This window comes from Pseudomonas sp. TWI929 (assembly GCF_039673335.1).
In the GTDB taxonomy this organism is placed as follows: Bacteria; Pseudomonadota; Gammaproteobacteria; order Pseudomonadales; family Pseudomonadaceae; genus Aquipseudomonas.
In genome coordinates this window covers 30,196-43,621 of sequence record NZ_JBDJLK010000010.1, presented here as the reverse complement: position 1 = coordinate 43,621, position 13,426 = coordinate 30,196, and the positions used below count along the sequence as shown (strand labels likewise).

The following is a 13,426-nucleotide window of genomic DNA, read 5'->3' as shown; positions in this document are numbered from 1 at the left end:
GTCAGTCCTCAGAAGCTTTCCAGAGACAGAGCCTGGCTCAGGTGTTCGGCGATTGGCCCAAGGGCCAGGGTTGGCAGGAAGGTCAGGCCACCGACCAGCAAGATGGTCACCAGCAACAGGCCGGTGAACAGGGGGCCGTGGGTGGGGAAGCTGTTCAGCCCCTGGGGCGCGCTTTTCTTCGCCGCCAGGCTGCCGGCCAAGGCCAGTATCGGCAGGATGTAACCGAAGCGGCCGATGAGCATGGCCAGGCCGATCATCAGGTTGTGGAACACCGTGTTGGCGCCGAAACCGGCAAACGCCGAGCCGTTGTTGGCCGTGCCCGAGGTGTAGGCGTACAGCAGCTGGCTGAAACCATGCGCACCCGGGTTGCTCACTGCACCCGCAGGGCCAGGCAGGCTGGCGGCAATGGCGCCGAGCACCAGTACCCCTACCGGCATTACCAGCAGGGTCGCCACCAGCAACTGCACTTCGCGTGCCTGCAGTTTCTTGCCCAGGTACTCCGGCGTGCGGCCAATCATCAGCCCAGCCAGGAACACCGCAATCAACACGAACAGCAGCATGCCGTAAAGGCCGGCGCCAACGCCGCCAAAGATCACCTCGCCGACCATCATGTTGACCATCGCCACCATGCCGGTCAGCGGGTTGAGGCTGTCGTGCATGGCATTGACCGAACCGTTGGAAGCGGCCGTTGTGGTCACTGTCCACAGCACCGAGCCGGTGGTGCCGAAGCGGCTTTCCTTGCCCTCCATAGGGGCACTTTGTTGTACCTGCGCGCTTTCCAGCGCCGGGTTGGGCTGGTGCTCGGACCACAACGCCGTGCTGCCGCCGATCAGGAACAGGGCAAGCATGCAGGCGAGGATGGCACGGCTCTGGCGCAGGTCCTTCACGTAGTGGCCGAAGGTGAACACCAAGGCCACCGGGATGAGGATGATCGACGCCACCTCGAACAGGTTGCTCCAGGCTGTGGGGTTCTCGAACGGGTGTGCCGAGTTGACGCCGAAGAAGCCGCCGCCGTTGGTGCCCAGTTGCTTGATGGCGATCTGGCTGGCGGCCGGACCCAGCGGGATGGTCTGCTCGGTGCCTTGCAACGTCAGCGCGTGGGCATAGTCGGCAAAGGTCTGCGGCACGCCCTGCCACACCAGCAGCAGCGCCAGCAGCAGGCACAGCGGCAGCAGGCCATAGAGGGTGGCGCGGGTCATATCGACCCAGAAATTGCCCAGCGTCGTTGCGCTGCGCCGGGCAATGCCACGGCACAGGGCAACCAGAACGGCCAGGCCGGTGGCGGCGCTGACAAAGTTTTGCACGGTCAGGCCAAGCATCTGGCTCAGGTAGCTGACTGACGCCTCACCGCTGTAGGCCTGCCAGTTGGTATTGGTGACGAAGCTGACGGCGGTGTTGAATGCCAACGACCATTCCTGGCCAGGCAGGTGCTGCGGGTTGAACGGCAGGTAGCCCTGCAGCAGCAGCACGGCGAACAACAGCAGGAACCCGGCGAGGTTGAAGGCCAGCAGGGCCAGGGTGTATTGCCGCCAGTTCTGCTCCTGGCTGGCGTTCACACCCGCCAGCCGGTAGCAGGCCTGTTCGACCGGGCCCAACACCGGCGACAACCAGGTGCGCTGGCCCTCCATGACCTTGAAGTAGAACCGCCCAAGCCAGGGTGCCGGTAGCAGCACGATGGCGAAAAATGCCAGGAGCAAGGCGAAATCGTAACTGTGCATGGCCACTCCCTAGCTGCGATCGGCGCGCAGCAGCGCCACCAGCAGGTAAAACGCCAATGCCACTGCCAGCAGCAGTGACAGCCCGTCGAGCATGTTCATGAGTGGTTCTCCCCGTGGTGCGGCTTGGGCCGCTTTGGGGAAATTGTCCGAGAGAGAGGCGTAAAGGGACGAGATCGAGGGGTGGGGGTGGGTATAAAGAATGCGTAAAGATCACGGATGAAGGTTGTCTGTGCCGGCCTCTTCGCGGCGGTTCGACACCACGATGAACCGCCGCGAAGCGGCCGGCACAGGCTTACCGCTGGGGAGGCTCTTGCCCGGCATTGCGGCTCCAGTCCAGCAGCAGGCTGTAACCCACCGCGAGCAAGGTCGGCCCGATGAACAGACCAATGAAGCCAAAGGCCAGCAAGCCGCCGAACACCCCCAGCAACACGATAACCAGCGGCAGGTTGCCGCCACGGCTGATCAGGTACGGCTTGAGCACGTTGTCCACGCCACTGATGATGAAGGTGCCCCAGACCCCCAGGAATACCGCCATGCCGTACTCGCCCTTCCACACCAGCCAACCCGTGGCCGGGATCCAGGCCAGCGGCGGGCCCATGGGGATCAGGCTGAGCATGAACGTCACCAGGCCCAGCACGATCGCCCCAGGCACACCGGCAATCAGGAAGCCGATCAAGGCCAGCAAAGCCTGCGCGGCCGCCGTACCGATCACCCCGTTGACCACCCGCTGCACCGTGCCGGCCACCAGCTCCAGGTAGTACTCGGCGCGGTCACCCATCAGGCGGTGCAGCAAGCGCAGGACGAACGCCGACAAACGTGGCCCGTCGCGGTAGAAGAAGAACACGAACACCAGGCTCAGGGTCAGTTCCAGCACGCCGCTGCCGATCTGCGCACTGCGCACCAGCAGCCAGTTGCCCACCTGGCCCAAGTGCGGCTTGAGCGAGGCCAGCAAAGCCGCGCCCTGTTGATCCAGCGATTGCCACCAGCCGACCAGGCGCTCGCCAACCAAGGGAATGCCGCCCAGCCAGGCCGGTGCATCGGGCAAGCCGTCTACCTGCACGTCACGCACGAATGCCGTGGCATCACGAATGTGATCGGCCAGGTTGAACCCCAACCACACCAGCGGCAATGCCACGATCAGGATCCAGGCCGTGGTCAGCAGGCTGGCTGCCAGCGTTTCACGCCCGCCCAGCACGCGCGTCAGCAAGCGCATCAACGGCCAGCTGGCAAAGGCCAGGATGGCCCCCCACAACAGTGCCGAAATGAACGGCGCCATCACCCAAAGGCCGGCGCCCAGCAACGCCAGCAGCAGTATCTGGACCAGCAGGCGATCATTGTTAACCATGACGGTGCTCGTTCAACGGATCAGCTCCAGGTGCAGGCCATCGGTCGGCGCATTGCCGACTTCAAGGCGGCCGTTACGCACGCCTGCCTTGACCAGCGCCTCGCGCCAGGCTTCGGCCTGGGCGCCACTAAGGCTGGCTCGCAGGGTGCTGTCAAGGTTCAGGCTGCGGGCCAACAGGTTCGCCCAGGTGTCTTGCGGCGCGGCCAGGTCAGGGTAATCGAGCTTGCCGGTGTCGCGCATTTCGCGCAGTACCGTGGCGGCAGTCGGCAACAGCTCGCCCAGCGGGCTGCCGGCGACGAACTCTTCCACATGCAGGTAGGCACGGCGGTTGCCACGGGTAACGCTGTACAGCGCGACCAGGGTGTCGGCCTCTTCAGCCGAGCGGCGCAGCAGGATGAATGCCTGCTGCTCGTCGCCACCATTGAGGCGGGCATTGGCGAACACATCGTTGGCCCACAGGCTGGCCTCGCCGCAATCGCGGCCCTGGCACCAGAACAACGGGTAGCCACCGTCGCGCTGCAGTTGTTCGCGAACGCTGGTGAAGGCTTCACGGGCAGTACGTTCGACCGGCAGTTCGTAGGTTACCGAGCTGACCTGGCCACGGCTTTCGACTTTGTCCTCGACCCGCAGGCGGCCGCTGATTTTGCGCAGCGGGCCCATAGGGTAGACGCGCTCCTGCTCCACGGCCGGGCGCTGGTCGACCACCTTGGCGTCTTGCGGTACCGGCAGGCTGCCGGCCCATAGCAAGGGGCTGGCGAACACCAGGCAGGCGACGGCGGCATTGCGGATGGCAACAGGCGCACTCATTGGCGACCCAGGCGGCGCTCAGCGCCGAGATGATGCTCCAGGATGTCTGGCAGTTGCATGGTTGTCTCCCTGTTCAACCCGCCAAGCCTCGACACTTGTCCGGTGCAAGTCAAGCAAAGCCAAAGAAGCGATTGAAACAGTCTGCGACAAGGGCCGCGCCCTGCTCATCGTTCAGGTGCAGGTGATGGCCACCAGGCAACGTCACCTGCTCAAAGGGTAGCTGCTGCAACAGCTCGGTGTGGCGTACCAGCATGCCGTCGGCGGCTACCACCAGCTGCGCCGGGCAACTCACCCGATGCACATAGGCCATGGCCTGAGCCTGGCTCAAGCGCACCGGCGATGGCAGGGTCAGGCGGTTGTCGCTGCGCCAGCTGTAGCCGCCGGGCACCGGCATCAAGCCACGCTGGGCCAGCAGTTCGGCAGCCTCGCAGCTGACCGCGACCATGCCTTTCATGCGCGCCTGCACGCCCTGCTCCAGCGTCGTGTACACCGACTTGCGCTTGCCATCCAGGCGCAGCTGGGCCTGCAGCGCCATACCCAGCCGCTCGCCAGCGTCCTGCTCGGCGCCGGTCGGTGGGATGACGCCGTCGATCAATGCCAGGTGGCTGACCCGATCCGGCAAAGCACCAGCCAGCTGCACGGAAATGATTGCCCCAAGCGAATGGCCCAGCAGGGCAAAGCGTTGCCAACCCAGCTGTTCGGCTACCCGCAATACGTCATGGGCATAGTCGGCCAGGGCATAACCGGCACCGGGCGGCCGATGCTCCGAGTACCCATGCCCGGCCAGATCAAGGGCGACGATACGCAGGCCTTTCAACTGCGGGGCCAGGCGGGCGAAGCTGTTGGCGTTATCCAGCCAGCCATGCAGGGCGATCACCGGTAGCCCATCCGCAGGGCCGAACAGGTGCGCGGCCAGCTCGATATGGCCCAGGCTCAGGCGTATTTCCTCGACCTGCGCGTTCATGCCTGGCTCCAGCGGTCGAACAGGCCCTTGATCAGGCTGGCGGTGTCGGTCGGCCGCTCCAGCGGGAACATGTGCCCGCCCGGCACGCTGTGGTATTCGCCTTTGGGCAAGCCGCGCACGGCAAACGCGTGGTGGCGACGAACAACGTCACTGCGGTCCCCCCGTACCATCGCCAGTGGCACCTGCAACTGCCGCGCAGGTGCGGGGCTGGTATGCGGGATGCTGCGGTAGATGCTGATTTCCGTAGCGGGGTCGAAACGCAATTGCAGCCCCTGCTCCATCGCCTGCAGGCCGTGCTCTACATACGCATCGAGGCACTCGGGGTCGAAATGGCGGAACAGTGACTTGCCGGCGAAATAGTCACGGGCGCTGTCGCGGTCACTGAAGGTTTCGCGACGCCCCAGGGTGCGGCCAGCAGGGGTAATGCGGTCGATGAAGCCGAAACGCTTGGCGGTGCGCAGCAGCCACTGGTCGGCGCGGGTGAGCACTGGCGAATCGAGCATCACTACCCCGCGGTAGTATTCGGGGCGTCGCAGGGCCGCGTGCAGGTGCAACACACCGCCCAGCGAATGACCAACACCCCACACCGGCTGGTCCTGCCGGGCCAGGTGGTGCAGCAGTTCATCAACCAGGCTCTGCCAGTTGTCATCCACCGGAAAACGCGGGTCGTGCGCGTGCTGGGCCAAGTGCTGCACCTGGTAGTCCGGCGCCAGGGCAGCGAACAGCTTGCCGTAGGTGGCCGAAGGGAAACCGTTGGCATGGGCGAAGAAGATCTGCTGCGACATGGCGCCTGGTCCGGACGGGATAATGGCCCATTGTCGGTATCGAGCGGCCGTTCGGCAATGTCCGGAAAGGTCATCGGCGACGGCTATCAGGCCATGAAGATCGGTCGAAACTGGCCAGAGACCGGCGCAAGCAGGCTTGCATGTACGCCACTTGGCACTCCAGCGCTTCGCGGGCCAGGCGCTGGTGCTGGTAGTCGAGTTGCAGACGGCGCAGGGCCAGGCAACTGGTTTGCAGCAGGTGGGAGACACGCAAGCAGGCATCCTGCAGCGTGCGCAGGTCCTGTACGCTCTGTTGCCTGGTGCTGGGTTCCAGGCTGCCGTTGCCGTTGAGCTTGTGCATCAGCTGGTAAAGCTTGGCATCGGCCGACTCGCGCAGCAGGGCGTACTGGGCGAAATCCAGCGCAGCACCTTGCTCCAACTTGTCTACGGTGGGTTGCAGGTCCAGGGAACTTAACAGCTCCCGCATCACACCGCTCATTCGTCGCTCCCTGACTGTTTGCTTTGGGGCAACGCTAGCAATGGATAGGTGAATGCGGCAACTGACAGAAATGCCAGTTGCCTTCTCGATTTCTGGGGGCGCTTTGCGCCCCCTAGGCTCAATCAGGCGAGTTGATCGCCCGAAGGGTCATCAGCCCGGCCAGCGGCCAGTCCCCTTCCAGCTCTGCCAGGCTGGCGGTGCTCATCGCTGCCGGTTGCTGCTGGTGGCCATGCTCCAGTGCCCCGACCAAAGTCCCCACCAGCGGCTGATGGCTGACCAGCAGCACATGCTCCAGCCCCAGTCGTTCGATTTCGCCGATCACCTGCTGTACATCGCTCTCGGGTGTCAGCCAGGGCACCGTGCGCACCGGCTCGGCAAAACCCAGGGTGTCATGCACCAGGGCCGCCGTTTGCTGGGCGCGCACGTAAGGGCTGGCGATAATTGCCTGCAAAGGCTGCCCAAGCAGGCGGGCGGCACTGTGCAGCACCTGCTCGCGGCCATGGGCAGTCAAGCGGCGCTCGGCATCGCTGTTGGCTCGCGGCTCCGCTTCACCGTGGCGCAGCACCCACAGCTTCACAGCTTGGGCTCCTCGTCACGCACCGGGTGTGGCGCTGGGGCCACCGCATGCGGCGCCTCGCCTTCCGGCGCACGCGGCGCCGGCCAGTCAGCGAACGGCCACGGTTTCTGGTCGCTGTGGAAACTGCCGAAGCGGCCGATCTGCGCCAGGTACTGGCTCAGGCTGTCGCCAAAATTCATCAGGCTGGCGCTGGGGGCACCGTACACCAGGCGGTAGACCAGCTGAACCAGCACCAGGCCGCCAAGCAGCAGCTCGGCCAGTTGCCAGACCACCAGGAACACCAGCATCCACAGGACCCGCAGGATGATCGACTCGCGCTGGGCGCGTTCGGGGGTATCGTTCATGTATCGCTCCTTGCTCTGCTCGGCTCAGTTGAAGCCGCTTATGGAAATGAAGTCGACATCGGTCTTGGGCTCGGCGCGCATCAGGTGCTCGATCACCTGGTTCAGCGTGCGGCCTTCGAACAGGATGGCATGCAGGCCCGCCACCAGCGGCATGTATACCTGCACTTCCTGGGCCTTGGCCTTGAGCACCTTCAGGGTGTTGACGCCTTCGGCGACTTCGCCCAGGCGGTTGACCGCCTCTTCCAGGCTCTGGCCCTGGCCCAGCGCGTAGCCAACCTGGTAGTTGCGGCTCTTGGGCGAGGAGCAGGTGACGATCAGGTCACCGACACCGGCCAGGCCGAGGAAGGTCATGGGGTTGGCGCCCTGGCTGACGGCAAAGCGGGTCATCTCGGCCAAGGCGCGGGTAATCAGCATGCTCTTGGTGTTCTCGCCCATCCCCAATGCCACGGCCATGCCGGCAATAATGGCATAGACGTTTTTCAGCGCCCCGCCCAGCTCGACGCCGAAACGGTCGGCACTGGCATAGACACGGAAGGTACGCCCGTGCAGCACGGCCTGTACCTGCTGGCAAAGTTTTTCATCCTCGCTGGCAACCACCGTGGCGGTCAGTGCGTGCTCGGCGATCTCGCGGGCCAGGTTAGGCCCCGACAACACGCCGATTCGCGCCTCTGGGGCAATTTCTTCAAGGATCTGGCTCATCAGCTTGAAGCTTTGCGCTTCAATGCCCTTGGTCAGGCTGACCAGGCCCTTGCCGCGCAGCAGCTCGGCATGTGGGGCCAGCACACTGCGCAAGGCGCTCGATGGCAGGGCGACGAAAACCAGTTCGCTGGCCTGCAGGGTGGCCAGCAGGTCGTTGACCGGCTCCACGCCATCGTGCAGGCGGATGCCCTTGAGGTAGCGCGGGTTCTCGCGATTGACGCGCATGGCCTCGGCCTGCGCCGGGTCGCGCATCCATTGACGCACCGGCACACCGTTTTCCGCCAGCAGGTTCGCCACGGCGGTGCCGAAGCTGCCGCCTCCCAGAACTGCAACAGGTTGCTGTTCAGTCATATCCAATCCGTTAAAGCCAAAAGTTAAGTGGCGACCCAGCCATTATACGGCTCGCCTGCTACAGAACCAGTGTCAGTACCGGCCCTTTCGCGGGCACGCCCGCTCCCACAGAAGAACCGCGCTCCCCCGGTGGGAGGGGGGGTGCCCGCGAAAGGGCCTGAACAGGTAAAGCAGATCACTGGCAAAACCCCCAAGGTCAGTTACCATGCCTGTTTCAATCCTGATACAAGGCTGCTCCGTGTTCCCTGGCACGCCCCCGTACCCGCGCCTGCTCATTCTGACCGCCCTGCTCGGTGGCTCGGCCGTGGCCGACGACCTGTTCATCGACAACAGCGACCTGCCGCAGGTTCTGACCGCCACGCGCCTGAAACAATCCCCGGCGGCGGTCCCAGGCAGCATGACCGTGCTCGACAGCGAGCTGATCCGCGCCAGCGGTGCCCGTGACATCCCCGAACTGCTGCGCCTGGTGCCGGGCATGATGATCGGCTACAACGCCGGCAACCAGCCGACCGTCAACTACCATGGCAGCAACGTCAACGACGCCCGGCGCATGCAGGTGCTGATCGATGGCCGCTCGGTGTACCGCGCCGGCCTGGCCACGGTGGACTGGAGCGACATCCCCGTGGCCATGGAGGACATCGAGCGCATCGAAGTGTTCCGCGGCCCCAATACGGTCAGCTACGGCGCCAACGCGCTGATGGCGGTGGTCAACATCCTCACCCGCAACCCGGCCGACAGCCATGGCACGCGGATGAAGCTGACCCGCGGCCAGGACGGCATCAACGATTACTACCTCAGCCATGGCTTCGGCTGGGAGGGTGGCGACATGCGCCTGTCGGTGTCCGGCCAGCAGGACGACGGTTTCGACGAGAACCAGTTCGGCCAGGATTACCGCGACAGCCGCCGCCTGAACCGCTTCAACCTCAGTGCCAGCCACAACCTGGCGCCCGACCAGACCCTGGAGTGGCAACTGGCAGCCAAGGAAGGCAGCAATCAGCGGCCTTATACCTATCAGCCGGTATTTGCCAAGTACGAGGCAGGCAATAACGCAGACGTCAATGCCAAGGACTACGCTGGCTCATTGCGCTGGACAAAGGATTTCAGCTCCGAGCACAGCCTCTATATCCAGGGCTCGGCCCAGCATTTCGACCGTCAACAGGTGTGGCGCGCCTGTGACGCCTTGCAGTCGTTCAGCCCCGAATTGACGCAGATCTGGCAAATGGACCCTGACTTTGCCGAAAAAGTGGCTCGCGGCATTGCTACCGGCGCACCACTTTCGACCAACGATCCCGTTCTGCAAGGGCTTCTGCAGAAGGTGCAGCAGCAATGGGCGAACGGTGGCAAGCAGCAGGTTTGCGGCGATGTCGACCAGAGCACCCGTGAAACCCGCTACGATCTGGAAATCCAGGACACCCTGAGCCTGACCGACAGCCTGCGCCTGCTCAGCGGCATGAACTACCGCTATGATCGCGCCGACTCGCAGACCTACTTCAACGGCAGCATCGACGACCAGACCTGGCGCCTGTTCGGCCAGCTGGAATGGCGCGCCGACGAGCACTGGATCCTGCAGGGCGGAGCCATGTTCGAAGACTCGCAACTGTCTGGCAGTTCGCTGACCCCACGGGTGGCGATCAACTACCTGATCACCCCCCGCCATGGCCTGCGTGCGGTGTATTCCGAAGCGGTGCGTTCACCGGACATGTTCGAGAACAACGTCAACTGGAGTTACACGGTCAAGAACCTGACCCCAAATTCGTTCGGGCTGCCAAACGGCGAATACTTCGTAAAGACCCGCGGCCCTGGCGACCTCGACCAGGAACGCATGCGCTCGCGCGAGCTGGGCTACAACGGCTTCTTCAGCGACATCGACCTGAGCATGGATGTGAAGCTGTTCTACGACGAGATCACTGGAATGATCAGCGAGCCCTTGAAGAACAACCAGTACATCGCCAGCAACGCCAACAAGGCCCGGTTCTCTGGCAGCGAGGCGCAACTGGACTGGCGCCCCACCCTGCGCGACCGCCTGCGCCTGACCTACGCCTACGTCGATGCCTGGGCCAGCAACCCTGACGACCGCCGCCTCAGCGCCCGCAACAGCGGCTCGGCCGGGTGGATGCGCGAATGGGGCAACGGTTGGTCGAGCGCGCTGTTCTATTACGGCGACGATGCACTCAACCAGTACCGCTACGAGCGCCTGGACCTGCGCCTGGCCAAGCGCTTTCGGGTGTACGGCAGCAGCCTGGAGCTGGCAACGCTGTGGCAACAGCGCCTGGACGATGAGCCGACCACGGCAGTGCAGAACCGCTTCGACAGCCGTCACCGCCTGAGCGTCAGCGCGGAGCTGGAGTTCTGATGGCTCTGCTTCTGCGCCTGCTGCTGCTGTGCCTGTGGCCGTTGGGGCCATTGTCTGCCAGCGAAGTCCTGCTGGTGGGCGCCGAGGACCAGCCCGGCATCCGCAGTTTTGTCGCCGCGCTGGAAAGCCGCCGGCCGCACGACCATGTGCATTTTCAGGCCATCGCTGACCTGCCACGGCCTGGCACACTCAAAGCCGACCAGCGCCTGATCCTGCTGGATAACGCCGCGCTGGAGTGGCGCCTGCGGGATACCGCCGGCCCGCCGGCCCTGGCCATGCGGGTCAGCCGGGTACAGGCTGAACAGCGCCTGGGAAAGTCGCGCCCCGCGTTCCTCACCCTGCTGTGGAGCGACCCGCCACTAGGCCGGCAATTGCGCCTGGCGCGCTACCTGCTGCCGCAAGCCCAACGCATCGGTGTGCTGTACGGTGAACACAGCGGCTTTTTGCTCGAAGAGCTGCGCCATGCCGCCCGCCCGCTGGGCCTGGAGATCATTGCCCAGGACTGGCCCGACCCGCGCGACAGTCGGCCGCTGCAGCTGCTGCTGGGCAGCAGCGATGTGCTGCTGGGCCTGGATGACCCCGACCTGTATAACTCCAAGACCGCAAAGAACCTGTTGTTGAGCAGCTATGGCCGGCAAATGGCGCTGATCGGCCCGAACGCCGGTTTCGTTCGCGCCGGCGCCCTGGCCAGCACCTACAGCGACCAGGATGACTGGCTGGCGGTGCTCGACCAACTGCTCGACCAGCCACCAGCGCGCTGGCCACGCAGCCTGTACCCGGCACGCTACGGCGTCAGTGGCAACCAGCAGGTGGCGCGCGCCCTCGGCCTTGAACCGATCGATCCGAACGCCGCCGCCAAGGCCCTGGCCGAGGGAGAACCCACCCCATGAGCAAGCGCCTGAGCTGGGACATTCACACCCGCACTCAAATCATCAGCCTCGGCCCGGCCCTGTTGCTGACCTTGCTGCTGATCAGCTTCTTTACCTTTGTCCGCATCCAGGACCTGCGCCAGGAGCTGAACCACACCGGGCAACTGATTGCCAACCAGCTGGCACCGGCCTCGGAGTACGGGGTGATTTCTGGCAACAACGAAGTGCTCGAAGGCCTGATGCGTGCCACCCTCAGCATTCCGCACGTGCGCTTCCTGGAGGTGCAGGACAGCCGCAACCACATCCTGGTGTACGTCGAGCAGTCCGATGAAAGCGCCAACCGTGCGCAGCAGGTCGAAGTGTTTCAGGCGCCCATCCGCCTGCAGCAGATCCGCCTGGACAACGACTTCCTGCAACAGGGCAAGGCCACCACCCCGGCCATCGGCGACGACTACCTGGGCCGGGTGATCGTCGGCATGTCCGATGACGCCTTCAGCCAGCGCCAAAAGGAAATCGTGATCAAAGCAGGCATCCTCGCGCTATTCGCCCTGCTGTTCACCTTTTTGCTGGCGCGCCGCCTGGCCCTGAGCCTGGCCAAGCCGATCAGCGACATGGGCCATGCGGTCAAGGCCATCCAACAGGGTGAGTACAACACCCCATTGCCGGTTGTCGATGACAGCGAGCTGGGGCACCTGGCACGCCACATCAATAACCTGGCCCACGCCCTGGAGCAGGCCAGCGATGAACAGAAACAGGCCATTGCCGAGCTGATCCAGGCCCGCGAAGAAGCCGAACAGGCCAACCGTGCCAAATCGGACTTCCTGGCGATGATGAGCCACGAGCTGCGTACGCCGATGAATGGCGTGCTGGGCATGCTGCAGTTGCTTGAAACCACGCCGCTGAGTAACGAACAGGCCGATTACACCGCCGTGGCCAGCGAGTCCACCGGGCACCTGCTGAAGGTCATCAACGACATCCTCGACTTCTCGCGCATCGAGCGCGCCGCGCTGCAACTGGAACACATCGACTTCAACCTGGGCGAACTGATCACCAGCAGTGTCCAGTCGTTCCAGCACAGCGCCCAGCAGCGCGGGCTTGGCCTGAAGTTGCAACTGCCTTCCGGCATCGAGCAATTGCAGGTAAACGGCGACCCAACGCGCATCCGCCAGATTTTGCTGAACCTGATCGGCAACGCGCTGAAGTTCACCGAACGTGGCCAGGTGCAGGTGGAGGTGCGCTGGCAGGTGCTCGACCGCCAGCTGATCTGGCTTACCTGCAGCGTACGTGACACCGGTATCGGTATCGACAGCGACCGCCTGGAAATGATGTTCGTCGCCTTCCAGCAGGCCGACAGCTCGATTTCCCGCCGTTATGGCGGTACCGGGCTGGGCTTGTCGATCGCTCGCACCCTGGCCGAGCGCATGGGTGGCAAGCTGCGCGGCGAAAGCCGGGAAGGCCTGGGCTCGACCTTTACCCTGGAGATGCCATTGGCCTTGGCCAGCCCGCCCTCTGGCCCGCTGACGCTGCCAACGGATGCGCAACCGACGGCGCCGGGCAATGATCAAGTGCTGCTGGTAGAGGACAATCCGGTCAACCAGAGCGTCATTGAGGCCATGCTACGCAGCCTGGGTTGGGCGGTATGCACAGTTCAGGATGGCCTGGAGGCAGTCGAGCAGGTCGGCCAGCAGCGCTTTGCCGCCGTGCTGATGGACTGCCGCTTGCCGCATATGGACGGCTATGAAGCCACCCGGCGCATCCGCCAGCTGCCCAATGGCGCCGGGCTACCGATCATCGCCCTGACCGCCAATGCCCTCGACGGTGACCGCGAGCGCTGCATGGCCGCCGGCATGGACGACTACCTGAGCAAACCCTTGCGCCGCAACGAACTGCAGCGCGTGCTGCAACGCTGGTTACCCGGCCTGACAACCGCGACTGGCGATAAATGCTAAAGTGCGGCAGTCTTAAACACTGGACAGGACCTTCTTCGGACCTGAAAATAGACGTTTCAGTGCACACCTGTACTTCTTTCACCAGGTGCGCTGTGACTTTCACCACAACGCAATAGTCTACCTGTAGGCTACCGCCCCGAAGCCGTTGGTTCTCGGGCCGGTCGGGAAGATTCATCCCCTGCCACAG

At 64.3% G+C, this 13,426-nt stretch carries 13 protein-coding genes; 3 read left to right on the top strand and 10 right to left on the bottom strand.

Annotated features, from left to right (window positions below; translation table 11 throughout):
- Positions 1-8: 8 nt before the first annotated feature.
- The 10 genes from kdpA to ABE456_RS07045 all read right to left on the bottom strand — a co-directional run bounded on the left by kdpA (position 9) and on the right by ABE456_RS07045 (position 8,068).
- Complete coding sequence (gene kdpA / locus ABE456_RS07090; RefSeq protein ID WP_346643287.1) at positions 9-1,718, bottom strand: potassium-transporting ATPase subunit KdpA; 1,710 nt, start codon at positions 1,716-1,718, stop codon at positions 9-11.
- A gap of 9 nt (positions 1,719-1,727) precedes the next feature.
- On the bottom strand, positions 1,728-1,817 hold the full coding sequence (gene kdpF / locus ABE456_RS07085; RefSeq protein ID WP_003251485.1) for a K(+)-transporting ATPase subunit F: 90 nt from the start codon (positions 1,815-1,817) through the stop codon (positions 1,728-1,730).
- 193 nt (positions 1,818-2,010) lie between these two features.
- Complete coding sequence (locus ABE456_RS07080) at positions 2,011-3,063, bottom strand: AI-2E family transporter (RefSeq protein ID WP_346643286.1); 1,053 nt, start codon at positions 3,061-3,063, stop codon at positions 2,011-2,013.
- A gap of 12 nt (positions 3,064-3,075) precedes the next feature.
- The gene (locus ABE456_RS07075; RefSeq protein WP_346643285.1) at positions 3,076-3,870 is read right to left on the bottom strand and encodes a DUF4892 domain-containing protein; all 795 of its coding nucleotides are present in this window, start codon (positions 3,868-3,870) and stop codon (positions 3,076-3,078) included.
- A gap of 109 nt (positions 3,871-3,979) precedes the next feature.
- The gene (locus tag ABE456_RS07070) at positions 3,980-4,834 is read right to left on the bottom strand and encodes an alpha/beta hydrolase (RefSeq protein WP_346643284.1); all 855 of its coding nucleotides are present in this window, start codon (positions 4,832-4,834) and stop codon (positions 3,980-3,982) included.
- Entirely contained in the window at positions 4,831-5,619 is a 789-nt protein-coding gene (locus ABE456_RS07065; RefSeq protein WP_346643283.1) for an alpha/beta hydrolase, read from the bottom strand. The genes ABE456_RS07070 and ABE456_RS07065 overlap by 4 nt, the downstream gene beginning before the upstream one ends.
- Before the next feature lie 70 nt (positions 5,620-5,689).
- Positions 5,690-6,085: a hypothetical protein gene (locus ABE456_RS07060; RefSeq protein WP_346643325.1), complete on the bottom strand. Its 396-nt coding sequence runs from the start codon at positions 6,083-6,085 to the stop codon at positions 5,690-5,692.
- A gap of 130 nt (positions 6,086-6,215) precedes the next feature.
- Positions 6,216-6,674 (bottom strand): phosphohistidine phosphatase SixA, encoded by a 459-nt coding sequence (sixA, locus tag ABE456_RS07055; protein ID WP_346643282.1) that lies wholly within the window; start codon positions 6,672-6,674, stop codon positions 6,216-6,218.
- Complete coding sequence (locus tag ABE456_RS07050; RefSeq protein ID WP_051098986.1) at positions 6,671-7,018, bottom strand: DUF4389 domain-containing protein; 348 nt, start codon at positions 7,016-7,018, stop codon at positions 6,671-6,673. Before ABE456_RS07050 ends, sixA begins: the two co-directional genes overlap by 4 nt.
- Before the next feature lie 24 nt (positions 7,019-7,042).
- Positions 7,043-8,068, bottom strand: a complete 1,026-nt coding sequence (locus ABE456_RS07045; protein ID WP_346643281.1) for an NAD(P)H-dependent glycerol-3-phosphate dehydrogenase — start codon at positions 8,066-8,068, stop codon at positions 7,043-7,045.
- 205 nt (positions 8,069-8,273) lie between these two features.
- Here ABE456_RS07045 and ABE456_RS07040 point away from each other — a divergent pair, with 205 nt between their 5' ends.
- From ABE456_RS07040 to ABE456_RS07030, 3 genes are read left to right on the top strand one after another with little or no spacing between them, the layout of a single operon-like run.
- A complete protein-coding gene (locus ABE456_RS07040) occupies positions 8,274-10,421 on the top strand; it encodes a TonB-dependent receptor (protein WP_346643280.1) in 2,148 nt (715 codons plus the stop codon).
- Positions 10,421-11,311 carry an ABC transporter substrate-binding protein gene (locus ABE456_RS07035; RefSeq protein WP_346643279.1) on the top strand — a complete coding sequence of 297 codons (891 nt, stop codon included), beginning with the start codon at positions 10,421-10,423 and terminating at the stop codon, positions 11,309-11,311. Before ABE456_RS07040 ends, ABE456_RS07035 begins: the two co-directional genes overlap by 1 nt.
- On the top strand, positions 11,308-13,239 hold the full coding sequence (locus tag ABE456_RS07030) for an ATP-binding protein (protein ID WP_346643278.1): 1,932 nt from the start codon (positions 11,308-11,310) through the stop codon (positions 13,237-13,239). Before ABE456_RS07035 ends, ABE456_RS07030 begins: the two co-directional genes overlap by 4 nt.
- Positions 13,240-13,426 lie beyond the last annotated feature (187 nt).